18 protein-coding genes are annotated in these 25,612 nt (G+C 48.1%); 1 reads left to right on the top strand and 17 read right to left on the bottom strand.

The annotated features are described in order from the left end of the window. Positions 1-89 precede the first annotated feature (89 nt). From Xmir_RS11810 to fliF, 14 genes are all read right to left on the bottom strand, one after another. Positions 90-11,801 (bottom strand): non-ribosomal peptide synthetase, encoded by an 11,712-nt coding sequence (locus Xmir_RS11810; protein WP_099114446.1) that lies wholly within the window; start codon positions 11,799-11,801, stop codon positions 90-92. 167 nt (positions 11,802-11,968) lie between these two features. Further along, on the bottom strand, positions 11,969-12,754 hold the full coding sequence (gene fliR, locus Xmir_RS11805) for a flagellar biosynthetic protein FliR (RefSeq protein WP_099114445.1): 786 nt from the start codon (positions 12,752-12,754) through the stop codon (positions 11,969-11,971). 2 nt (positions 12,755-12,756) lie between these two features. Then, a complete protein-coding gene (gene fliQ, locus Xmir_RS11800; protein ID WP_099114444.1) occupies positions 12,757-13,026 on the bottom strand; it encodes a flagellar biosynthesis protein FliQ in 270 nt (89 codons plus the stop codon). 46 nt (positions 13,027-13,072) lie between these two features. Beyond that, on the bottom strand, positions 13,073-13,810 hold the full coding sequence (fliP, locus tag Xmir_RS11795) for a flagellar type III secretion system pore protein FliP (RefSeq protein WP_099114524.1): 738 nt from the start codon (positions 13,808-13,810) through the stop codon (positions 13,073-13,075). A gap of 46 nt (positions 13,811-13,856) precedes the next feature. Continuing rightward, entirely contained in the window at positions 13,857-14,318 is a 462-nt protein-coding gene (gene fliO / locus Xmir_RS11790; RefSeq protein WP_099114443.1) for a flagellar biosynthetic protein FliO, read from the bottom strand. A 2-nt stretch (positions 14,319-14,320) separates the two neighbouring features. Continuing rightward, positions 14,321-14,728 carry a flagellar motor switch protein FliN gene (gene fliN, locus Xmir_RS11785; protein WP_047963292.1) on the bottom strand — a complete coding sequence of 136 codons (408 nt, stop codon included), beginning with the start codon at positions 14,726-14,728 and terminating at the stop codon, positions 14,321-14,323. Further along, positions 14,721-15,728 carry a flagellar motor switch protein FliM gene (fliM, locus tag Xmir_RS11780; protein ID WP_099114442.1) on the bottom strand — a complete coding sequence of 336 codons (1,008 nt, stop codon included), beginning with the start codon at positions 15,726-15,728 and terminating at the stop codon, positions 14,721-14,723. Before fliM ends, fliN begins: the two co-directional genes overlap by 8 nt. Positions 15,729-15,733: 5 nt before the next feature. Further along, positions 15,734-16,210, bottom strand: coding sequence for a flagellar basal body-associated protein FliL (gene fliL / locus Xmir_RS11775; protein WP_099114441.1), 477 nt, complete (start codon positions 16,208-16,210; stop codon positions 15,734-15,736). Between the two features lie 205 nt (positions 16,211-16,415). Continuing rightward, complete coding sequence (locus Xmir_RS11770) at positions 16,416-17,858, bottom strand: flagellar hook-length control protein FliK (protein WP_099114440.1); 1,443 nt, start codon at positions 17,856-17,858, stop codon at positions 16,416-16,418. Further along, positions 17,855-18,301 carry a flagellar export protein FliJ gene (gene fliJ, locus Xmir_RS11765; protein ID WP_099114439.1) on the bottom strand — a complete coding sequence of 149 codons (447 nt, stop codon included), beginning with the start codon at positions 18,299-18,301 and terminating at the stop codon, positions 17,855-17,857. The genes Xmir_RS11770 and fliJ overlap by 4 nt, the downstream gene beginning before the upstream one ends. Positions 18,302-18,469: 168 nt before the next feature. Further along, on the bottom strand, positions 18,470-19,834 hold the full coding sequence (gene fliI, locus Xmir_RS11760; protein WP_099114438.1) for a flagellar protein export ATPase FliI: 1,365 nt from the start codon (positions 19,832-19,834) through the stop codon (positions 18,470-18,472). Next, entirely contained in the window at positions 19,834-20,538 is a 705-nt protein-coding gene (gene fliH / locus Xmir_RS11755; protein WP_099114437.1) for a flagellar assembly protein FliH, read from the bottom strand. Before fliH ends, fliI begins: the two co-directional genes overlap by 1 nt. After that, complete coding sequence (fliG, locus tag Xmir_RS11750) at positions 20,531-21,523, bottom strand: flagellar motor switch protein FliG (protein WP_099114436.1); 993 nt, start codon at positions 21,521-21,523, stop codon at positions 20,531-20,533. The genes fliH and fliG overlap by 8 nt, the downstream gene beginning before the upstream one ends. Beyond that, entirely contained in the window at positions 21,520-23,238 is a 1,719-nt protein-coding gene (gene fliF, locus Xmir_RS11745; RefSeq protein ID WP_099114435.1) for a flagellar basal-body MS-ring/collar protein FliF, read from the bottom strand. Before fliF ends, fliG begins: the two co-directional genes overlap by 4 nt. A 282-nt stretch (positions 23,239-23,520) precedes the next feature. On the opposite strand from fliF, the gene fliE reads away from it, so the two are divergent. Beyond that, a complete protein-coding gene (fliE, locus tag Xmir_RS11740) occupies positions 23,521-23,832 on the top strand; it encodes a flagellar hook-basal body complex protein FliE (RefSeq protein ID WP_099114434.1) in 312 nt (103 codons plus the stop codon). Positions 23,833-24,293: 461 nt separating this feature from the next. On the opposite strand, the gene Xmir_RS11735 is transcribed toward fliE, so the two are convergent. The 3 genes from Xmir_RS11735 to fliS all read right to left on the bottom strand — a co-directional run bounded on the left by Xmir_RS11735 (position 24,294) and on the right by fliS (position 25,607). Then, positions 24,294-24,437: a hypothetical protein gene (locus Xmir_RS11735; protein ID WP_244170917.1), complete on the bottom strand. Its 144-nt coding sequence runs from the start codon at positions 24,435-24,437 to the stop codon at positions 24,294-24,296. A gap of 385 nt (positions 24,438-24,822) precedes the next feature. Continuing rightward, the gene (gene fliT, locus Xmir_RS11730; protein ID WP_099114433.1) at positions 24,823-25,197 is read right to left on the bottom strand and encodes a flagella biosynthesis regulatory protein FliT; all 375 of its coding nucleotides are present in this window, start codon (positions 25,195-25,197) and stop codon (positions 24,823-24,825) included. Beyond that, a complete protein-coding gene (gene fliS, locus Xmir_RS11725; protein WP_099114432.1) occupies positions 25,197-25,607 on the bottom strand; it encodes a flagellar export chaperone FliS in 411 nt (136 codons plus the stop codon). The genes fliT and fliS overlap by 1 nt, the downstream gene beginning before the upstream one ends. Positions 25,608-25,612: the final 5 nt, after the last annotated feature.

The following is a 25,612-nucleotide window of genomic DNA, read 5'->3' as shown; positions in this document are numbered from 1 at the left end:
TCCATTAAATAAGTGGTCGAAAGGTGGCTCCACAAATTGTGGAGCCACCTAATTTTATTTTATTCCTGAACGATAGTTGTTGGAGTTATTCAATAAGGTGAGTGATTTTGGCTTATAACTCTGGCTAATTCACATAATGTGGGATGAGTGAACAATGTTGCCAATGGAATTTCCATATTTTTCTCACGCATACGAGCCAACAATTGTATTGCTATCAGTGAATGGCCTCCCAACGCAAAGAAATTGTCATGGCGGCCTACCTGTTCCCGTTTCAGCAACTTCTGCCAGATCTCAGCCAGCGCAACCTCCACATCACCGAAAGGCGCTTCGTAACCGGACGTTGTTACAACAGCAGATTGGCTTGATGTCAGTGTATCTTGCGGTAAATCAGCCTGAATGGCGTTGAAATCGGCCAGTAATTGCTGACGTTCTGCGGCGGGTAAAGTGGAAATGCTCATGATGGAACGCAGGGGATCTCTTTCCAATGTTTCCACCAAATCAGTCAGGGCGGTGGTTATATCAGTAATCAGTCGTGTCGGATCGAGACCTGATACAACCTGAGCCGTCAACAGGAAACCTTTACCCAAATCATCTACAGCCAGATAGAGGGGATAGCTGGTTCTTTCTCGCCCTGTTACCAGACGTATACCTTCCCATAGGGTGTTGGTGACACTCGGTTGGCTATGGCGATAGTTAAGGAGTGTGTTAAAGAGCGGCAGGGGAGGCTTTACAGCACTACAGCGCTGAGCCAGTGCTAATGGTGCCTGTTCGTGTTCAAGTAACTGTGTCAAATTGCGGTAAGCAGTTTGCACGGTTTCTTGTACGCTGTTCCCTGCAAGTGAGATTCGGACAGGCAGGGTATTGATGAATAGTCCCGGAATCCGCTCAATGTCAACGCTTCCCTGCATACGTCCCAGCAAGACCGTGCCGAAGACGATATCATCTCGTCCGCTTATTTTTGCCAGAACTTGTGCCAACGCGACATGGAATAGCACTCCGGGACTAACCCCCTGCTGGCGCGCCTGTTTGCGGATAGCTCTGGCGAGTGCTGCATTAAGTGGCTTGATAACCTCCGTTGCCGATCTGCCTCCACTGTGTACATCCCGTATTCCGAAGGGCGCAGTCGGTGTATTCACATCAGCGAGTACTCTACGAAAATAGGTTTCGTGGTCTGACATCGGCACCCGCAAAGACTGGGCAATAAAATTGCGGTAAGGCAGTACAGGCGGCAATACAGGAGATAAGTGCCCGGTACGGTGGTGCAGCAGTTCGTTGATTTCGGCAATGATAAGATCCAACGAAATATGGTCATTGATTATGTGGTGACAGCAGAGAGCCAGCAACCATTCCCCTTGCTGCGGATCGTGGGCAATGTCAGCAGATAATAGCGGAGCCTGGCTTATATTGATGCGATGCCGGCAAGGATCGGTATGTGCCAGTAATTGAGACGACACGTCTTTATCGCCGTCTGGTACAAAGGTGTTGATGTGCAGGGATGCCTGACGCCAGACAACTTGCACCGGCTGTGCTAAACCTTGCCAGCAGAAGGCAGTACGCAGAATATCATGGCGGTTAATGATCTGTTGTAATGCCGCCAGAAAAGTATCAAGGCGTTCGCGGGTGTCGAAAGCGAACAAGAGGTGCAGCAGATAAACATCTCCCTGTGTTTGCAGGAGATGGTGGAACAGCATGCCTTCCTGTAATGGTGCAAGTGGATAAATATCCTGAATGTTGGTCATACCGTCGGGGATCGTGGCAGCGATAGTATCAATTTCATGTTGTGTCAGGGAAACCAGCGGCAGCATATCAGGCGTGATGGCAGTGCAACCATCAGGGATGAGATTGGGCGGCACGGTGAACGAGGTTGTATTATCCCCGATGCCCTGCATGATTTTCGCCATTTCAGCCAGTGTTGGTGTGGAAAACACGGTACGAATATCAAGGTGCCAGCCTTGGTTACGCAGCCGTTCGATCAGGCTGATGACCATCAGAGAATGACCACCCAGCTCAAAGAAATGGTCATAACGCCCGACTTTTTCCAACCCTAATAATGCCTGCCAGATTTCGGCTAACGCGATTTCCCTGTCACCAAGCGGGACTGCATAAGTGTGAGTCACGATAGACGCCTGATCCGGCATCGGCAACGCCTGGCGGTTGAGTTTGCCATTGGGGGCCAGCGGAAAAGCATCCAGTGTCACAAATGCACTGGGTAACATGTAGTCGGCAAGGTGCTGTGCGAGTTGCTGGCGCAGTTCTGCCGGCACCAGCTTCGTATTCGGTTCAGCGATCAGATAAGCCACAAGACGTTTATCCCCTCCTGTTTTTTCATAAGAAGCATCCTCGCGAGCAAGCACGATAGCTTCACGCACGCCGTGACACTGCATCAATCTGGTTTCGATTTCCCCCAGTTCGATACGGAAACCGCGCAGCTTGACCTGAAAATCATTGCGACCAAGGTATTCGATATTGCCGTCAGATCGCCAGCGGGCTAAATCGCCGGTCTTATACATACGGGCGTTGGGACGTTCGCTAAAGGGATCGGTAACAAATTTCTCTGCTGTCAGTTCTGGTTGGTTTGCATAACCCCGGGCGACGCCCATGCCTCCGATATAGATTTCGCCACTGACGCCGATAGGAACCGGCTGACCAAGAGCATCTAAAATATAGATACGGGTATTGGACAGGGGCCGGCCAATCGGAATGTTGTTGGTGATGGGAGGCATAGATTTGTTATCTGTCATCATTTCTTTATCTATCGCTATGGCTGTGGCCGTGATGGTAATTTCGGTGGGGCCATAGGCGTTGAACCAGCGGTAGGATTGGGTTTCTGGGCATGAGAACCAATCCATTAAATAGCGGTGCTCCACTTTATCACCCCCGACAATAACGATGCGTATATAGGGGCTGAAACCGCCGCGTCCTGCCTTCATTTCTTGTACCCAATGGTGCCAGAAGGCGGTTGGTACATTGATGATCGTCACTTTCTGTTCACGCAGAAAATCGACAAAAGCGCTATCCGGTATTTTGATATGGGATGGCCGCAGAACCAGCGTAGCGCCCGATGCCAGAGTAGGGAAAATATCTGACACTGAAATATCAAACGCGAAGGTCACAAATTGCAGGATACGATCGCCCAGACGGGGTTCACTCACCTGACAATGGGCATGAATAAGACTCACGACATTGTGATGTTCCAACATAACGCCTTTGGGATTGCCGGTTGAACCTGAGGTGTAGATGATATAGGCCAGATGGTGCGGTTGAAGCCCTGTCTGCTGGCTGTCAGGGTTAGAGGTCGGCTGTTTCTGCATGTTCTCTTGATGAATTTCATCATCTAACAGCCAGATGGGGATATCTTGTATTGGTAAGCGTGTTTGTAAATGTTTTTGGGTCAACAGTATTGCCGGTTTGCTGTCCGATAACTGATAAACCAACCGTTCAATGGGATAGTCTGGATCAAGTGGAATGTAACCGGCCCCGGCTTTTAAGATCCCGAACAGGCCAATGATCATATCCAAACCCCGTTCAACATGAATTGCGACACGATCATCAGGGAGTACACCAAAAGCAATCAGGCTGTGTGCCAGTTGATTGGCGCGTTGGTTCAGTTCGTCATAACTCAAGGATTGCGCTTCAAAAATTACCGCCGCTGCATCTGGTGTGCGTTGTACTTGCGTTTCGAACAATTGGTGAATCAACGTATCTTGTGAAAAATCGGCAACCGTATCTTGCAAAGATGGCGTGGTATTGAAACCGACCAATAACTGTTGGCGTTCTGCCACGGATAATATCGGTAAGCGTGCAATGGCTTGTGTCTCATCGGTTGTCATGGCTGTCAGCACATTAGTGAAATAACTCACCATGCGTTCAATCGTCTTCCGCTCGAATAGGCTTGACGCGTATTCCAGATAACCACTGATGTTATCTTGGGTTTCGGTCAGAGCCAGCGTCAGGTCAAAATAGGCACTGTGGTGTGGTGGGTCCATCAACGAAACAGATAAACCCGGCAATTCAAGGGCCTGTGTGGATGTATTATTTAGTGTAGAAGTATTATTCAGGGCCAGCATAACCTGAAAGATCGGGTTGTAACTCAGGCTGCGTTCAGGTTGTAGGGTTTCCACCAATTGTTCAAAGGGCAGGTCTTGATGTGCATAGGCTGCCAGTGCCCGCTCACGGACATGAGCGAGCAGATTTGCCACAGAGTCGCACGGTTCCAGTTCGACGCGTAAAGGCAATGTATTGACAAAAAAGCCGATCAATCCCTCAAGGTCACTCAATGAGCGATTGGCGACGGGGGTGCCAATAACGATATCGTCCTGTCCGCTTAAACGGGCAAGTACGATGCTCCAGGCTGTAAGCAGGGTCATAAATAACGTTGTATCCTGACGTTGTCCGAGTGCTTTGAGGGCAGACAATAAATCAGCATTCAGGTGAACGGGGACATGATCGCCTTTGTAATTCTGTTCTGGCGGGCGTGGGTGATCGATGGGGAGCGCCAGCAATGTCGGTGCGTTTTGAAGCTGCTTTTGCCAGAAATCCCGTTGGGCAGTGAAAACCTCACCTTGTAGCCATTTCTGTTGCCAGACGGCATAGTCCGCGTACTGGATGGGAAGGTGGGGTAAAGGATCGCCATATTCTCCTGATGCGGTACGGTAGAGAGCACCCAGTTCGCGGAGCAATATCCCGGTCGACCAGCCATCGGTGATGATGTGATGCTGGATAATAATCAGCACATGCTCTTCATCAGACAGTTGCAGCAATTGACCTCGAACCATTGGCTCATTAGCAAAATCAAACGGGGTTTGTGTTTCGAGTTCCAGCCATTCGTTAATACGGGCCAGGCGAGAAGTTTCATCTAATCTGCGCAGATCCTGACAGGTCAGAGAAAACCCCGTATCTGCGCTGTCGATATGTTGGTAAGGCTGCTCATCAATCAGGACAAAACGGGTGCGCAGACTTTCATGCCGGCTGACAAGATGGTCAAGCGCAGCCGTAATCGCAGTATGATCGAGGTGCCCGCTGAGATGCAGGACTATCGGGATATGATAGGCCAGATTGGTTTTGGTATTGAGGCGGGCAAGGAACCACAAACGCTGTTGGGAGAAAGAGAGTGGCAGAGGCTGACCGCGATCAGCAGCAGGAATAACGATTTGGGTTGTCACAGGCGTGTCGATGAGCAAGATAGCCAAATCGGACAGAACAGGGTGAGAAAAGAGTTGCTGCAAGTGTAATTCCCGCGCCAGTTTCTGGCGTATTCGCGCGGCAAGTTGGATGGCGAGCAGGGAATGACCACCGAGTTCAAAGAAATGATCATGACGACCAACTTGTTCCAATTTCAGCAGCTCTTGCCAAATCTCAGCCAGTTTAATTTCCATATCTCCGATGGGGGCTTCATAGTGACGGGTCACGAGTGCCGTCTGGTCGGGTATTGGCAGTGCCTGACGGTCGAGCTTGCCATTGGGTGTCAATGGAAAGGCATCAAGCGTCACAAAGGCACTGGGCAGCATATACTCGGCAAGGTGTTGGGCTAGTTGCTGGCGTAATTCTGCCGGCACCAGTGTCGTATTGGGTTTAGCAAGGAGATAGGCAACCAGACGTTTTTCGCCCGGTATGTCTTCCCGGGCAGTCACAACGGCTTCGTGCACATCGTGACATTGCACCAGCCGGGTCTCAATCTCGCCAAGTTCGATGCGGAAGCCGCGGATCTTGACCTGAAAATCATTGCGACCAAGATATTCAATATTCCCGTCAGGTAACCAACGAGCCAGATCGCCACTTTTGTATAGACGGGCATCGGGATCTGAAGAAAAAGGATCAGAGATAAAGTGTCTTGCAGTGAGTGCTGGAAGATTCAGATAACCGCGGGCGACCCCGGTTCCGCCAATGTAAATCTCACCGGTAACCCCTATTGGAACCAGTTTTCCGTGGCTATCGAGAAGATAAATCTGGGTATTGGCGATGGGTTTCCCGATAGGTATCCGTCCGATATAACGATCCGGCACACATTGCCAAGCGGTAACATGAACCGCTGCCTCAGTAGGACCATATAAATTGTGTAACTGGCAGTGAGCAAAATGGGACAGACAGGGTTGCTGCAAGATGTAAGGAAATGCTTCACCACTGCATAAAATGTGGCGCAGGGAAGGACAGCGTCCGGCGGGAATAGCATGGAGAAATCGTTGTAGCATGGCAGGCACAAAATAGATGATAGTAATCCTGTGCTTTTCTATCTCGGACAGTAAATAGTGCGGATCTTTATGGCCATCGGGGTGAGCCAAAATTAATTGGGCGCCAAACATCAGGGGCGGGAATAGCTCCCAAACGGAAACATCAAAACTGAATGGTGTTTTCTGCAAGACACGATCCTGCGCGGTGAATTGATAAGTCTTCTGGGCCCAGAGTAAACCATTCACGACACCGCGATGCTCATTCATTACCCCTTTGGGCACGCCCGTCGAACCAGAGGTATAAATGACATAGGCCAGATGGCGTGGTGTTAGGCCGAAAGTTTGGGGGTCCGGGTTGCTGGTTGGCATGTCCGCCATCAGGAATGCAAGATTATTGAGATCTAAAATCGGTACGGTGCTGGCGAGCGGATTGGTTAATGTTGTTTGGGTGAGCAAGGCAACAGGAGCCGCATCCTCAAGTAGATAGGCCAGTCGTTCGGCAGGATAGCCTGGATCGAGCGGGACATAGGCACCGCCGGCTTTCAGGATAGCGAGTAATCCCACGACCATGGCAAGGCTACGTTCAGAACAAATCGCTACCCGATCATCCGGGCGGACACCTAAGGCAATCAGATAATGTGCTAAACGATTGGCCTGACGGTTCAGTTCAGCATATGTCAATGATTGTTCTTCAAAGGTGACAGCAATCGCATCAGGATTGTGCTGCACCTGCTTTTCAAACTGCTGGTGGATAAGTGTGCTTTGCGGGAAATCGGCTGCCGTATTATTGAAATCCACCAGCAACTGTTGACGTTCCCTAACGGGCAAAATCGAAATATCCAAAATCGGCTGGTGGGGGGAGGTTTCCAGCGCTCCGACCAACCCCGCCAGAGCCGTTGTCATATAGCCGATCAGACGAATCGGATCAATATCCGATACGGTTTGGGCAACCAGACTAAATCCATCACCCCAATCATCGACAAACAAACCGATAGGATAATTAATTCGTTCTTCTTGCGTCAGCAAACGTATGCCTTCCCATTTAGCAAAGGTGGTCTCTGATTGACTGTGACGATAATTGAGTAGGGTATTGAAGAGCGGCAAAGGTGGTATTACGCCGCTACAATATTGGGCTTGCGTTAGTGTTGCCTGTTCGTGCTCCAGCAACTTCATCAGACTGAGATAAGTTTCTTGAACGGTCGTCTGGGCGCTGTTATCCGTAAGCCTGATCCGAATGGGTAAGGTATTAATCAGCAGGCCCATGACCTGAGCAATGTCCGTACCGCCCTGCATGCGTCCCAGTAATACCGTGCCAAAGACCACATCATCACGCCCACTTACTTTTGCCAGAACCAGAGCCAGAGCAACATGAAACAATATACTGGGGCTGACACCCTGACGTTGGGCCTGGGTGCGGATAGCTTTGGCAAGTAGCGCATCAATGGGTTGTTTGGTCTCCGATATCTGCCTGTTCCCACTGTGAATATCCAGTATCCCAAAAGGCGCCGTCGGTGCATCTACATCAGAGAGCACGTTACGGAAATAGGCTTCGTGAGCTGAGGTTGGCGTCTGCAAGGATTGGGCGACAAAGTGACGATAAGATAATATCGGGGATAATTTTTCATAATGGTGATTATCAAGATACTCACTGTTCGTATGGCTAACCGTATGGCTACGTAATAATGTGCCGATTTCATTAATGATACGTTCCAGTGTTATATGATCACAGGCTAAATGATGGATGCACAAAGCCAGTAACCACTCATCCTGATGTGGATCATAGGCAATATCGGCTGAGAATAGCGGGGCCCGGCTCACATCAAGGCGGTACTGATTGGGATCAGTGTGTGACAGTAATTGGGAAAGGATATCCTGTTCGCCATCCGGTAAAAACGTATTAATGCTCAAAGATGCCTGCCGCCAGACGACTTGCACCGGCTGGGCCAATCCCTGCCAGTAGATTGATGTGTGCAGAATATCGTGACGGTCAATGACTTGTTGTAAAGCCGCCAGAAAGGCATCCAGCCGTTCGCGGGTGTTGAAGGCAAGCAAGTTGCGTAGCAGGTAAGTATCTCCCTGTTTCTGCAACAGATAATGGAACAAAATGCCTTCCTGCAATGGCGCGAGCGGATAGATATCCTGAATATTGACAGCACCACCAGGAATAGTGGCGGCGATGGCATCAATCTCTTGTTGGGATAGGGAAACTAAAGTCAACATGTCGGGGGTAATGGCAGTACAGCCGTCAGGGATGAGATTGGGCGGTGCAGTGAACACCATCGTATTTTTTTGTCCCCTGTTTCCCTGCACTGTATCCGCCTGAGCGGGTAGTAGTGCTTTTGCCATCTCGTTCAGTATCGGCTTGGTGAATACAATCTGGATATTAAGAATCCATCCCAGATCGCGCAGTTGTTCGATCAGGCTAACGGCTATCAGCGAATGCCCGCCAAGCTCGAAAAAATGATCGTAGCGGCTGACATGTTTCACTCCGAGCAACCTTTGCCAGATTTGGCTCAGGGTGGTTTCTGCATCCCCGATAGGGGCCTGATAATTGCGTGTGACAATTGCAGTATGATCGGGTTTGGGGAGAGCCTGACGGTCGAGTTTGCCATTGGGTGTCAGTGGAAAGGCATTAAGTGTCACAAAGGCGCTGGGTATCATGTATTCGGCAAGATGTTGAGCGAGCTGTTGGCGCAATGCCATTGGCTCTAGTTCAGTATCCGCTTTAGGCAGTAAATAGGCGACCAGATGTTTTGGCGCCGATCTATTTTCATCGGAAAGATTTTCGCCAGTCAGCACCACAGCTTCACGCACGCCGTGGCATTGCCGCAGTCTTGCCTCGATCTCTCCCGGCTCAATGCGGAACCCACGCAGTTTGATTTGAAAATCATTGCGGCCGAGATATTCAATCTTGCCATCGTGTAACCAACGCCCCAGATCACCGGTTTTGTACATACGTCGGCTGTGCACAGAAGAGGAGAACGGATTGGCGAGAAAACGTTCGGCAGTGAGTTCGGGCCGGTTCAGATAGCCGCGGGCAACACCGGCACCAGCAATATAAATCTCCCCCACGACTCCCAGTGGAACGGGTTGACCGTAAGTGTCAAGGATATAGATTTGGGTATTGGCGATGGGATGACCAATCGGCGGCGCATGATTTTCCTGATTATCAATGCCTTCCTGATTATCAATGTCTTCCTGATTATTAATGTCTTCCTGACTCTTACATTGGCAGATGGTGGAACAAACGGTGGTTTCCGTCGGGCCATACGCATTGAGCATTTTCCGTCCTTTTGCCCAGCGTTTGACCAGCGTAGGTGGACATGCTTCCCCTCCCACAATTAAGGTTTGCAGTGTTGGCGGGAGGGTATCCATTGTTGCCAGAGCGGTAGGGGACAAGAGGGCGTGAGTAATGGCATGCGTCTCTAAATAGTGAGTCAGCGTTGTTCCCGGCAGAAGATGCTCCCGTTTGGCAAGGTAGAGGCGAGCTCCCGCCAATAGTGCCATATAACATTCCCAAATACAGGCATCGAAACTGTTTGAGGCAAACTGCAAGATTCGGCTGTCTGGAGTGATGGCGAGTGTGTCTTGCTGAGTGGTAATCAAATTACCCAAACTGCGATGTTCGATCATGACGCCTTTAGGTTGCCCTGTGGAGCCAGAGGTATAAATGACATAAGCCAGATGACGGGAAGTCAGCCCCAGTGCTTGCACCTCTGGGTTTTCTTCCGAACTTTCACCCAAAACAGAATATTCCGGAGTATCAAGTAGCAGGGTTGGCAGATGACTGTTCCACGTTTCGGCCGCCATTGTTTGAATAATTGTCGTCTGAGTCACCAGAGCCACGGGGGTTGAATCATTGAGCATATAGATCAGCCGCGTGGCCGGATAAGTCGGATCGAGTGGCACAAACGCGCCACCAGCCTTGAGGATACCTAATAAGCCGACCACCATTTCCAGACTGCGCTCAATACAAATCGCCACCCGATCATCAGGACGAACGCCAAGGGAAATTAGGTGGTGTGCCAGACGATTGGCACGTTTGTTCAATTCATCGTAGCTCAGCGATTGCCCTTCAAAGACCACGGCAATGGCATCCGGTGTACGCTGCGCTTGTGTTTCGAACAGTTGATGAATCAGCGTATCCTGCGGGAATTCTGCTTGGGTGGCGTTGAAATCCACCAATACTTGCTGGCGCTCAGTGTCGGGCAGGATAGGCAGATTGACTATTTTTGTATCCGCCAGAGAGGGGATCTCCAGAGAAGTGAGAGCGGCAGCAAGCAAGACGGCAAGACGGGACTGGAGCGCCATAACTTCCGTGATATTCAGGTAATCAGGAGAAAAATAGAATTCAATGGAAATCGGGGAATCGGTATCTTCAGGGCGGGCGGTGTTTATGTATTGTTTGATTCTGATACAAAGCGGATAGGGGGCACCAGAATGCAGGTCGAAAAGTTTGACGCTGGTGTTCTCTCCTTCCATATGCAGATCTGTTTTAAACGGTTCGAGAGATAACGTCACATCAAATAATCGCGCATTCCCGGCTTTTTGCCGGGTGTGTAGTTGCCGGTTGAACTCTACGATGGGAAAGCGTTGATGTTCATGGCAAACACTCATTTCGGTTGCAGCTTTGTGCATGACATCACGAAACGTATCCTCCGGTGAGAGGGTGATGCCAATGGGGATCACGGTTGCGAACATTCCCATCGTGCACTTTTGTCGCGTATTTTTGCGGTTGTGCAAGGGACTGCCGATGACAATTCTGTCTGTATCTGCTGTTCGTGCGAAATAGCAGGCCAGAATGGCATACATGAAATGCAGGAAGGGTAATCCCCGTCCGCCAACCGCCTTTTCGATGCGTTTAAAAAGTGTCTGGTCGATTGGCCAACGAACAGGCTGAGACGCAATGGGTTTAGCTTGTTTGTGGTTTTTGGTGTTATTGAAATTGACAGGCTGGAGTAAGGGAGGAGGCAGATTTTCATAACGTTTCAACCAAAATTGCATGTCCTGTGAATAGTGTTCAGAAGCAAGATAGTTGAGGTTATCCGTAATAAAATCAAGATAAGAGTGAGCAGAGTTGTTCAGTGTTTCTCCTTTCATCAGGTGGTTATAGGCATTGATAACTTTGTCAAGGAGTATGAATATACCCGTGCCATCAATGATCAAATGATGACAGCAGAATTGCCAGTACCGGCAGGTATTGCTGACCCGCAATAATTTGGAACGCCACAGCGCCTCGTCCAAGTGAAATGGGCGCATGAACTCGGCATCCATATATTGTTTTGCTCTGATGTCAGCGTCTGGATACGATGAAAAATCGTGTATATCCACGACCACAGGGAGAGAATGAACACTCTTCTGAGTGGGCAAAGCATGGGTGTCGATCAGTTGCAAACGCAAAGCGTCATGGCAATAAACAACGGCTTCAAAGGCACGGGCAAATAATGCTTCATTAAACTCCCCTTCAATGCAGATGAAAAGGCTGAGATTGTAGTTGGAAGAATTGGGATGAATCGCCTGATCAAACCAGATAGCTTGCTGAGGAGAACTAAGAGGATAAGTATGCGAGGAGAGAGAATGGTTATTACGAACTGCTGAAGAAGTTTGTGAAGAGTTGTTATGTAACATGCTCATTTCTCCTTTATGATAGTTCTTTTTTGTAATAGTAACCTTATGAAATTAAGTTAACTGAAATAAATACCGTATGTCGATATTTTTTATTATCGGGAGGTTAATCGTCACTGCGGGTGCTGTGGTGCATGGGTGAAGAACATATCAGGGCAAGGTGATTAAACAGCTGTTTATTGGGAAATCAGTTCATAAATAATCACCGCTAAACGGTCGAACATTTCTCCGAATAACCGCTCTGTAAATGGCACCAGCATTGGGAACAACAGGGAAAGAGTGAAAATACCCACTGTCAGAGTCAGGGGAAATCCGACCACAAATACAGAAAGCTGGGGAGTCATGCGGTTCAACATGCCTAAAGAGAGGTTCAAAACCAAGAGCAGAGTAATCATTGGCATCGCAAGCATCATGCCATTGACAAAGATCAGGCTGGCACTTTGAGCTAATAACAGAAAACCTTTTGGATTCAATTGAGTTGATTGAATGGGGATGGAATAAAACGTATCTGCCAGAATAGACAGCAACCATAAATGCCCGTCAAACGCTAAGAACAGCAGCATCATCAGCATGTTCAGAATCCGAGCTAAAATAGGCATATTCGGGCCACCGGTAGGATCAAAGAATGTGGCGAATGAAAGCCCCATTTGTAAACCAAGCACTTCACCGGCATGTCGTACCACCGCAAAAGCAACCTGAATGGTTAATCCCAAAGCCATACCGATCAATATTTGTTGTATCAGAACCCAAATGCCGGGGACGGAAAAAACAGGAATTTGGGAAGAAGGAAGACCCGGAACCAATAAGGCGGTGATAGCTAACGCCAAGCCTATTCTGACTTTTATCGGCATCTGTTTTTCACTGAAAATTGGCGCTATGCTAAACAGCGCCAATAGACGTACCAATGGCCAGAAAAAATCACTGACAAGGCGGGAGAGCGTTTCGCTATCGAACGGGATCATGGTTAACCGATCATAGCCGGAATGCTGCTAAACAATGTACGCATATAGTCCAGAAGCAAGTTCAGCATCCATGGCCCCGCGATAATGATAGTAACGACAACGGCCAGGATTTTCGGAATAAACGATAAAGTCATTTCGTTTACCTGCGTTGCCGCTTGCAATAAGCTGATGATCAAGCCACAAATCAAAGCAGACAAAAGAAGTGGGGCAGCTAATGCCAACGCGACTTTCATTGCCTCAACACCAAGGCCCATTACCGATTCTGGAGTCATAATTTTCTTAAACCGTTTTTTTTAATCTTTTTCCAATAGATCCACGCTAGACGTAAAAACTTTGCGCCAGTGAGCCAAGCAACAATTGCCAGCCATCCACCAAGACAAACAGCATCAGCTTAAACGGCAGCGATATGGTGGCAGGCGGAACCATCATCATCCCCAAGGCCATTAGCACACTGGCAACAACCAGATCGATGATCAGGAACGGAATGAAGAGGGTAAAACCAATCTGGAATGCCGTCTTTAATTCGCTGGTAATAAATGCAGGGACGAGCACACGCATTGGCACAGAGTCCGCAGTTTCAAAGGCGTCTTGGTTTGCAAGGCGGGCAAACAGAGCCAAATCGTTTTCTCGTGTCTGGCGCAACATGAATTGGCGCAGAGGCTTCGAACCGTTATCCAGCGCGGCTTCCAGTGTGATCTTATCTTCACTGTAGGGCAGGTAAGCGTCTTGGTAAACCTTGTCAAATACCGGTGCCATGATGAAAAACGTCATAAACAGGGCTAGGCCCAGCATCACTTGGTTAGGGGGCGCAGACGGTGTTCCCAGTGCGTTACGCAGTAAGCCCAGAACAATAATAATGCGGGTAAAACTGGTCATCATCAGCAAAGCCGCAGGAATGAACCCCAAAGCTGTGATGAAAATTAGGGTTTGGACTGGCAGTGACCAGCTTTGTCCGCCGTTGGGTAAAGGCTGGCTGATGATGCCGGGCAACTCGGCAGCGGCGTTCATGGGGAACAGTGGCAGTAAGAGTGCCATAAACAGAGTTGCCAAACGCATCATATTAAGCTGTGAGACAAATTTTTTGCCAGTCATAAAGAAAACGCTATTTTTCATCATCGTCCTTGTCGTTCTTGCTTTTTCGCTGGAGCGTATTTTTCAACATCTGGCCGAATGGCAGTGACGTGAGTGCGGCATCCTTTCCCGCGTGATCAGGTGGCGCAGGCATTTGATGCAGCATATTGATTTGCTGGGATGTCACACCCAGTACCAGCCAGTTGTCTTCGACTTCCACCACCACGACCCGCTCTTTCGGCCCGAGAGAACAGCTCGCCTTAACATTCAGCAATCGATGATTTTTGTTTCTGGCTGGGGCAAGACCTAAACGGCGAACTAGCCATGTCATGAAGAAAATCAGCAATAAAATCCCCCCCAGCGCGCTGCTGATCTGCATCAGTGTCTGGCCGGCCGGGAGAGGTTCGGTATTGCCTGTCGTATTAACGGGTACGGCATCAGATGCCGTACCACGTTGAAAAGAAACATTAAGGGAAGGCTGGTTCGCCATCATAGTTAACGACTCAAACGACGCATACGCTCAGAAGGAGTGATGATATCCGTGATACGGATACCGTATTTATCGGATACGACAACCACTTCTCCCTGTGCAATCAAATAGCCATTGATCAGAATATCCAGTGGCTCACCTGCCAGACCATCAAGAGGGACGACTGACCCTTGTGACAGTTTCAGCAGTTGTTTGATAGTCATTTTGGTACGTCCCAGCTCAACCGAGAGCTTAACGGGAATATCCATGATCAGATCAATATCGGAGAGCTGGGCAAGTGCATCCTGCGGTTCCAGATTCTCAAAAATTGACGCGCCGCCGTCAGAGGTTTGCTGTGCGGCCTGTTGTTCCAGCGCTTCTGCCCACATATCGTCAGTCGATCCGTTATCTGCGGGTTGTTTAGCATCACTCATTGGGCTTTTCCTCATCCAGAGCAGTTAAAACAGGGTTAATCAGGTGTTCAACACGCAGGGCATACTGCCCGTTTAGTGTTCCATATTGACTGGTGAGCACAGGCACACCATCAACGTGAACGATTAGGCGTTCAGGTTTTTCAATCGGCAAAACATCGCCACTTTTCAGTTCGAGTATCCTTGACAGCCGCAGTGGGATATCAACAAAGTTTGCAACCAGCTCTAATTCTGAATGCTGAACTTGTTTCACCAGACTTTCACGCCACAATCCCTCTTCCTGACGGACATTTTCCACTGGTGGATTGGTCAGGCGTTCGCGCAGGGGTTCGATCATGGCGAATGGAATACAGATGTTGAATTCGCCGGTCAATGCACCGATCTCCACCTGAAACGGTGTGGTAACCACGATATCGTTCGGTGAGGTGGTGATATTGGTGAATTTTATCTGCGTTTCGGAACGCACATATTCCACTTCAAGTTTAAAGATAGAATCCCAGGCGTCACGATAGGCATCCAGCGCCAGTTTCAGCATTCGGTTGATGATCCGCTGTTCGGTATAGGTAAATTCACGGCCTTCCACCTTGGTTGGAAAACGACCATCACCCCCGAAGAGGTTATCAACAGCGATATAAACTAAGCTTGGCTCGAAAGCGAATAGTGCGGTTCCTCTTAATGGTTTCAGGTGAACCAGATTGAGATTGGTTGGCACGGCCAGATTGCGGGCAAATTCGTGATAAGGCTGAACTTTGATGGCACCGACCGTAATATCCGGGCTGCGGCGCAGCATGTTAAACAGCCCCATCCTGAATTGGCGGGCAAAACGTTCATTGATGATTTCCAGTGACTGCAAACGTTCGCGTACAACACGACGTTGTGTATTGGGATCGTAAGGTCGAACCTCATTTTCTCCAGACGCAGTTTGTTCTACGTCATCAGCAGAGGCACTGTCACCATTGAGCAGAGCATCGATCTCTGCCTGTGAAAGAATATTGTCACTCATTGTGATTATCGCAGAATAAACGTGGTAAACAACACATCGGTGATTTCCTGATCAGACTCACCGGGTATTAGTGTCGGGTTTAATGTCTGTTTGATTTCTGCCACCAAACGCATTTTGCCGTCATCTTTTGCCAGTTCGGTGGCTTTTTGGCGAGATAATAACAGCAACATACGGCTACGAATTTCTGGCAGATAATCATGGAGTCGCTGACGGGTTTTTTCGTCAGACAGGCGTAATGTCACGCCAACATACAGGACGCGGTCGAAATGATCTTCGTCATCGATCAAATTGACGGTAAAAGGCTCCAAGTTCATAAATACAGGGGCATTGATGACTTTGGTTTTTTCTGAGCTGTTATTGGCTGACTGGCTCATTGTCCACCAGCTATACCCTCCGATGGCGGCACCAAGAACAGCGATCAGTATTAGCAGTATCATCCAAATTGGATTTGTGCGTTTATGCTCGTAGCTATAATCAGACATGGACAGACAAATTCCTGTTTTTCGTTGCGGATAAGTCGCCGCGCATTCCGTGGCGGATCTCCTTATCCATCAAAATCGATATCAATTATCCCGCGTCTTTGTTCCGGCAATAGCGGGAACAAACGGAGAAAAAACCATTAACTCACACGTTTGTTATCGGCCCTTTTTCATTTTATTACAGTGCATCCTGAAATTAGGTGAATAATCAGGCAAAAGTATCAACACCTCCCCGGGTTGAGGCGAGTTGCTGAGGTGTCAGCCTGATGGCTGAATCATGAGCAGCGGTAACTCCGGTTGAGGCCACTAAACCATGACGTTGAGTATTGGCATGGGAGTTGGAATGATCACTATTCTGGTTATTAGCTTGGTTACTGGCGTGATGTTCTTGTTGCCAGTTCCCTTGGGCATCACTACTGACACTGCTTTGAGCCAATTGAATGCCACTTTCTGCCAGTGAGTGGCGAAGTCCCGGCAAAGCAGCTTCCAGAGCAGCACGAACATTCTGATGAGCAGAAACAAAGTGCAATTGTGCCTGATTATCTTCAACACTCATGCGGACATGCAGTGCCCCCAGTTCTTGAGGATGTAAACGAAGCTCAGCCTGTCGCAATCCATTACGGTTAAAGAACAACACGTGCTGATTGAGTTGTTGTTGCCATTCTTCGCTGCCAAGATGGGCACTCAATAAAGGCGCAGTTGTGCTATTCAACTGAAATTGACCCGTTGCTTGTTGCCCGCCTGAAAGCAGGGGAGAAGCTGCCAATACCGCAGGTGAGTCGATGGAAGCGGTTTCTATTGTAGCTGCCGTCAACGCAGGAGCGCCCTGAATTGCCATTTGAAGCAGATTCAGCTCCTTGCCACTGTTTTTTGAAGAAATATTGTTTGAAAAAATATTGTTCGAAGAAATATGGTCTGAAGAAATATTTTTGGAGAGAGTATTGTCATACCCTGCTTTATTAGTGGCAGCCAGTTTTACTTGATCGGCGATTGGTGTGAGCACAGGACGAGCGTCGGCAGAGTTCTCTGTTTTGTTACTGAGTGCAATATCTTGTGCAGCAGAAAATTGGATAGCTCTGTCTGGTGCCGTCTCTTTAGATTGTTCAGAGAGAGATTGTTCAGAAAGATCTGTGCCGGCAACTTTGGTGTCTTTGATATCGTTGCCCAGTAACGTCTGGACAACACTGTTTTCATCATCCAGCAAGCTATTTTCCATTAAGCCATCTGTACTTTCTTGAAAAGCCGCAGAATTTGCAGAAGGAGTGACCAGCCCGGCAATTTGGATCGGAATAACAGCACTTAACGCTTCGGCTGACAAAAGATCTTCATCTTTCAATACGGCAAATTCGGCACGGTTTTCTTGTAAGGCAACTTCCGCCTGCAACTTATCTGTGACCACCGCATTATCTGATGCAGGCTGCAATGGTGACCATTCGCCCTGCGCTGTTTTGTCAGCAGCAGATTTTCCCTCTTTCAGACTATTTTTATCCGCCTGAGCAGTGTGCTTCCGCATAGAGGCTGTTTCTGCATTGAGAAGTTGCCCAAATTGAGAGGAAGGGTTACCGTTCGCGGGTTCATTTAAAGTCGGCAGACTTTTTTCCGGGCCTTTATTCGTGAGTTTTAAATCAGTAGGCAAAAGAGTGAGATTCATTGTTTCATTCTCCGTTGTGCACCACGTTGTGCGTACTCGTCCATTTGTTTTTGCTCCATGCGGTTCTGGTGTAACTTCAAATTATGCTCTGCCCGTTGTTGCAGTGTGTTGAAGGCGTTCAGACGCTGCTGTTTTTCCTGCCATTGTGACATGGCTTGCTCAAGTCGTTTTTTCCACTGATTGAGCTGTAATCTGTGCTGTTCAATTGCCATTTCCAGCGTTTTCATAAACTGCTGATAATTTTGCCAGGTTGAGCAGGACATGCCACTGCTGAGAGTGTCGTTCAAACGGGTACGATATTCATCCTGATAACTCATTAACGCCGCGAGTTGTTGCTCCATTTGTTGGTGACTTTGCCTGATTTGTGCAAGTTGTGATGCGGCTTTTTCCGCCGCAGCTTGGGCAAGTTCGCGCAAAGTCACGAGAGGGGAGTGTTGTTGCATGTATTTCCTCGTTTAAATCACCAAACAGACATAAGCGTTACTGAATTACATCAATAGTAAAGTTATATCGGCACCGTACCGGCAAACGTTATACTCGTTGGCAAAAAACTCCTCGATGACATTCCCGTAGGTAACATTCCCATAGGTAACATTTCCATAGGTAAAATGTTAGATTGGCAATAGCTGTTGAAGCTGGGTACAGGCTGCATCGTACTCACTGCGTTCTTCAATGCCCTGTTGCAGGAACTGAGCCATATGCGGATAAAGTTCAATCGCTCTGTCCAGTAAGGGATCACTGCCCGCCGCATAGGCACCAACGTTGATCAAATCACGGTTGCGCTGGTAGCCGGAAAGCAACTGTTTGAAATGTTGCACACGTCGATAATGGGTATTGTCGATCAGGGCAGTCATGGCACGGCTGATGGAAGCCTCAATATCAATGGCAGGGTAGTGACCAGACTCTGCCAGTGAACGCGATAGCACAATATGACCATCTAAGATAGCGCGAGCCGCATCGGCAATCGGGTCTTGTTGATCGTCACCTTCTGTCAGTACGGTATAAAATGCAGTAATTGAGCCGCCGTCGCTGACGCCATTGCCGGCCCTTTCCACCAGTGCGGGTAATTTGGCAAATACAGAAGGAGGATAGCCTTTGGTGGCCGGAGGTTCGCCGATAGCCAGTGCAATTTCGCGTTGTGCCATGCTGTAGCGGGTCAGAGAATCCATAATCAGCAGGACATGTTTACCGCGATCGCGGAAATCTTCAGCGATACGGGTCGCATAAGAGGCTCCCTGCATGCGCAACAATGGCGAAACATCAGCAGGAGCGGCGACAACAACAGAGCGTGACAACCCTTCCACACCCAAGATATTTTCAATAAAGTCTTTAACTTCCCGACCACGTTCACCAATCAGACCCACTACGATCACATCAGCCTGGGTATAACGTGCCATCATGCCGAGCAGCACACTCTTACCAACACCTGAGCCGGCGAATAGGCCCATACGCTGCCCACGCCCGACGGTCAGCAGGGCATTAATGGCACGGACGCCAACATCCAGTACATTGCTGATGGGAGTTCGTTGCAGGGGGTTGATTGGAGTGGTTGTCAGGGGAGCACGATAGCCTGTATCAGGTGCGGGTAAGCCATCAAGGGAGCGTCCGGCACCATCCAGAACCCTGCCAAGTAATTCAGGCCCCAGAGGCAGGCGGCGTCCGCCTCCCGCATCTTCACCATAAGAACGGGCATAGACGCGGGCACCCGGCACAATGCCTTCCAGTTCTTCCAATGGCATCAACAACAACTTTTCACCATTGAAGCCAACAACTTCACTTTCAACCTCTTCAATGGTGTTGCCATTCTGACGTTCGATCAGACAAGTCGCACCGAGGGGCATGTGCAAGCCAGTGGCTTCCAGCACTAAACCTGTCGCGCGGGTCAGGCGTCCGTAACGGCGTACTTTCGGGGTTTTTTCCAGACGCTTTTCCAATGAATCCAATGTTGTCAGCCAGCGCCCAAGTCTTGCCGTCATCACAATTCTCCCGGTGCTGCCAGACGGCACATTTCGTGCCAGCGGGTTGCTAAACTGGCGTCCATATCGCCTTCATCGGCACTGACTTTACAGCCGCCCGGATGCAGTTTGTTATCTGCAACGAGACGCCAGCCATGTAGTGCCAAAACTTCCCCTAGTTGTTGTTCAACCAGAGAAATATTTTGTGGGTGGACACGCAACTGTGGTTTTCCACTGAACATAGGCTCCTGTTGGATAAACTCACGGATCTGATTCAGTAGGGCAGTGCCATCACAAACAGCGGGCTGCCCTAAAATATGGTGAGCAGCCGTTAGTGAAAGTTGCATTAAACGCGAAGCAATAACCGTATCCAGACCATCCAGCGAATGGCTAAAATCTGTCAGCAATGCTTGCCATTGTTCGATAACCACTTGCTGTTGTTGTATGGATTCCTGCAAGCCTTGTTCCAGTCCGGCCTTTCGGCCTTCCTGGAGTCCTTGTTCATAACCCTGAGTCTGGCCTTCTGCAATGCCCTGCATATGACCTGCCTGACGGGCCTGTTCTTTCAGCTCATCCAGCATTTTTATTTGTTCCAGCAGCCGTTCCTGTTCGCTTGGCTCCTCTGTCTCGTCCACCGGTTCCAGTTTCGCCCGCAGTGTATCCCACAGATTCAATTCGTTTGGTTGCCACGGCTGCCAGCTTCCATTATTTGGCTTATCAGACATAGGTATCGTCACCACCATTCAGGATCATTTCACCGCTTTCTGCCAGACGACGCACCACAAGCAGGATGGATTTCTGTTCTGCTTCCACTTGGGACATACGAACCGGGCCACGGTTTGCCAAATCATCACGCATGATTTCAGCAGCACGCTGCGACATATTGTTGAGGAAGTGATCGCGCAATGCCTGATCGCAACCTTTCAATGCCACAAGCAGGGAATCGGCCGGAATTTCCTGCAACAGGCGCTGGATACTGCGATCGTCCACGCCGATAAGGTTTTCGAACAGGAACATTTCATCAATGATTTTCTGTGCCAGTTCGTTATCGTAAGTGCGGACTGCATCAATGACGCCTTCTTCCTGCTGGCTTTTCATCAGATTGATGATTTCTGCCGCAGTACGAATACCACCCATTTTGCTGCGTTTCAGGTTCTGACCATCCAGCAGGTTATTCAATACTTCTGTTAATTCTGCCAGTGCGGATGGCTGTACGCCGCCAAAGGTAGCGATACGAAGCATGACATCATTGCGCAGACGATCATCAAACAGAGCGAGAATATCGGCTGCCTGACCACGATTCAGGTGAACCAAAATAGTGGCAATGATCTGTGGATGCTCGTCGCGGATCATATCGGCCGCCATTTGCGGTTCCATGAAGTTGAGGGTTTCAATGCCTGTCGTGGTATCACGGGACTCAAGGATATCCTCAAGCAGACTGGAAGCACGCTCTTCACCCAATGCTTTGATCAGTACGCTGCGCAGATAATCGTTGGCGTTAATGCTGAGGGCAGTGAACTGCCCCGCATCTTCTTCAAACTCCGCCAGCACATCAACCAGTTGCTGGTTGGAGACTTGCTTCATCCCCGCCATAGCAATACTCAGTTGTTGTACCTCCCGGGAATTCAGGTGCTTGAACACCTCGGCCGCCTGATCTTCTCCCAGGGTCATTAACATGACGGCACTTCTTTCTGTTCCGGTCAGGCTCATTGTTCGTTACTCATCCATTGACGGATCACCAGCGCGACGACGCGAGGATCTTTTTCTGCAAGTTCACGGATACGCTGACTTTGAAGCTCTGTATTAACGCGTTGGCGAGCCAGCTTACGGCGCATTTTTTCATCCATTTCAGCATTGGTTTCTGGTTGCTGTTTCTGCGGTGTTTTCTTCGTTTCCAGTGCGGCTTTTTCTGCGGCACGTTTTTTGGCGAGTTGTGGCACAATCATCTTACGCCACAATAACCAGGCAACCAGAACCAACAATAACCAACGACCTGCTTCCAACAGCTTTTCCAGCAGGACAGGGTGCTGCCAGAATGGCAGAGCTTCTATCACTTCGGATGTATCATTGAACGGTGTGTTGAGCACGTTCAGGCTATCGCCACGTTCAGCAGAGAATCCCATGGCTTCACGGGTTAGTGCTTCTATCTGCGATAACTGTTCTGGTGTCAGCGCTTTTGTTTCAGGGCCATTTTCTCCCTGAACGGTGGCATAGTTGACCACAACGGCAACCGAAAGACGTTCCACTGCGCCTGCTTGTAATTGAACATGGCGAATGGTGCGATCCACTTCATAGTTGGTGGTTTCGTCATGACGGTTATTGCGGTTGTTACTTATCACGCGCTCATAGCTATTATTTCTGTTATTGCTATTGGCACTATTGTTACGGCTCTGGTCAGATTTTTCGTCACCATTGCCTTTGGCATTCGGTTTTTCAATCGGGGCATTCGGTGCAGCATTTGGCTGATTCGACAATGCTCCCGGCACCCCGCCTACCAATGGCCCACCACTCTGCTCGCTGACACTGGTTTGTTTGGAGCGGATGGCCGCCTGATTTGGTGGCTGATTAGGTTTATACTCTTCCGCCGTTTCTTCACGGTGAGAGAAATCAATTTGTGCTGTTACCTGAGCATGCACATTACCGCGGCCCACGACAGGGGCCAGAATAGTCTCAATGCGGTGCTGGAAACGACTCTCTACTTCCTGCGTATATTTCAACTGAGTCGTGTTCAAATCACGGCCAGTGGCATCGGCTTGTGTCAGCAGGCGACCGGATTGATCCACAATCGTCACATTGCCTGCCGGCAAACCGGCAACACTGCTTGAAACCATATGCACAATGGCATTGATTTGCCCTTCATCCAGAACACGGCCTTGCAGCAATCCGACTGTTACGGAGGCTGACGGCGATTTTTGTTCACGAACGAACAATGAAGGTTTTGGCAAGGCCAAATGGACACGAGCGCTCTGGACTGGGCCGAGTGATTCAACAGTACGAGCCAGCTCACCTTCCAATGCGCGTTGGTAATTGACCTGCTCACTGAACTGACTGATACCGAATTTCTCTTTATCCAAGAGTTCGAAACCTGCCGCGCCCCCTTTTGGTAGCCCTTGTTGTGCCAGTTTCAGGCGAGTCTCATGCACCTTATCAGCAGGTATCATGAGCGCAGAACCATTTTCGGCAAAACGGTAAGGGACGTTCATTTGGGTTAATTGCGTAACGATTTCCCCGCCATCCTTATCACTCAGGTTGCTGTAAAGCACGCGATAATCGGGGCTTTGCAACCAGAGGAACAGGGCGACGACGATAGCGATGGCAGCGGAGCCAGCAACTAATAACGGAACTTTTGGATCAGCTTTTATCCTGCTGATAATAGCGTTAAAACCTTTATTTTGGTTTTCAACGTCGGTTGTTGCTGCACTCATAGACGATCCTTGCCTTGCTGGTCAACATGAATACTAAAAGCGTGGCGTAACAAAACAGACTCCCCATACGCAAGCGAAAAGATTCTTCCTATTATTAATCCCATCATTATTCGCTGTTCACACCTCTTTTAATGGCACAATAAGCTTTGAATTTTTACTTCAATTACCCGCTTTAGTTTGGAAGGGCTATGTTACGGTGGCAGCGTGGAAAACTGTCATCGGCCCACGGCTAATATGGCACTTAATCACATAATCAATAGGGTGATTTAACGCGAGGTTTTTATGTCAATTCAGGCAATTGAAGGTGTACTGCAACAGATGAAGGCTCAGGCATTACAAGCAGCAAATATTGCCCAACCCATGCCAGTACAAGGCAGTTTTGCCAGCCAACTGACTGCCGCTGTAGGAAAAATAAACCAAACCCGCCTGAGTGCATCCAAGCAGGCACAAGATTTCACACTGGGCGTTCCGGGTGTGGAACTTAATGATGTGATGGTCAATATGCAGAAGGCAGGCATTTCGCTGCAAATGGGGATTCAGGTAAGAAATAAGTTGGTTAGTGCGTATCATGAGATCATGAATATGCAAGTGTAATAAGTTTATTATTCCATAAATTTGTGATAATAAATTCTTATTCATTGTCTTAAGAATATTTATAGTTAAATTTCTCGCTTGAGAAACCGGGGGCAACCATTTTTATATTTGGCTGCGCCCATTGATCGTGAATTAAATTAAATCCGCATGTTATGGTTGATATTTTTTGGTCAAGTATTCAATCTGTCGATCTGGCAAGACACACGATAACATTCGATTAGTTTAATCGTCTTATTCTACTGGCTTTGTTCGGCATTAAAATTGACTTTATAAAACCAGAATACACATATTGAATACATAACCCAGCCAGAGAAGTGGGGATAGTCCGAATTTCAGGCGTGATATCAATATAAGAAGGTTCGGTTAATGAACACTCTTCCGTTGAAATAATTGAGGTGGTGATAAAAGTCACAGGAGATTTTTGTTTATCAATAAAAGGAATGGATATTTCAATTGTCTGATTATAGAGATTGCCCCCAATCTGAAAGTGTTATCGGTAACTTGCCTTTTTCCAGTGGGTGTCTGGCGATAAATGTCGATACCGCATTTTGGGGATCAAGTTGTTTATTTGCTTCAACAGCATGTTGTATGACTTTTTGTGCCACCCATGATTCCGTTGTAGCACAATAATTCAGACTTTCATCTACTGAAGAAAATCCCATTTTAGGTATTGATAAAATCGCAATAATAAGAACTTTATCTATATGTTTGTTAGCATAGTTCATTATTTTATTAAGAGTAATACATAGTGATGATACCTCCTGTTAATTGCCTGGGAAATTCGCCATTATCATTTCTTTGGTTAATTTTTTGTTAAAAATAAGATGTAAGTTATCTTGATTGTTTGCAATTTATAAATAAAATAAAGTGCCGAATTAGATTAATCAAAAAAGCGATGGTGACGAATTGACACCACCTAAAATGAAGCAAATGAATGACACCATTAATCAGTGTTATTCTTAAATATCATCACTGGAACCATTGTTATGTTTATTTTGATTCTGTCGTAGTCAACTCCATTTCATAGTTGCTGACAGGGAATTGCCCGTATGTATCATGTAAGAGTTGCTTACAGCTTTCCTGTTTAATCAGGTCGCTGAGTTTATTTAACCTTTTTTGCAACAATCTCCTCGTTTCTTTTTCATTATCCAAGACAGTTTGCAAAATTTGGGTCAATTGCTGCTGTAATGAAAATGGGGCGTCTGAATTTTCTGATATTAAAGTTACCACTTCGACGGCCTTCAGATAAGTGATTTCCATATCAACAAGTTCATCCCACTTTTCATTTCTGGCTAAATCAATCATTTGCTCACTTAAACTAAGGATCCGCTGGTAAGCTGACAAAAGATCCATATCATTTTTCATTAAACAATATCCTGACTGGCGTTGTAATGAGGACCTATTTGCTGCCAAGAATCTGAAATCTTGGTAAGTAAATCAATCACTTCGCTAATAGCCTTCTCATCATTGCGTAAATTGGCATGGAGTAAACGGCGACTCATATAATCATATAAATCAAACAGATTCAGAGCAATCTCGCCGCCTTTTTCGAAATCTAATCCTTCTTTAAGACCATTATCAATGATATTGATCGCCTTTGAAATAGCTAAACCTTTTTCCGGAATATTACCTTGCTGCATCAGAATGATTGCACGACGTAGGGCGCTAAGCGCCCCATTGAACAATATCTGAATCAACTGGTAGGGAGAGGCATTCATAATTTCACTCTCAAGGTCTACTTGAGCGTATAACTGGCTTGCCGAACGTTGATACATAATGT

It is taken from the genome of Xenorhabdus miraniensis (assembly GCF_002632615.1).
Note: the sequence above shows the minus strand (reverse complement) of the source record. Positions and strands in the feature narration are given on the sequence as shown.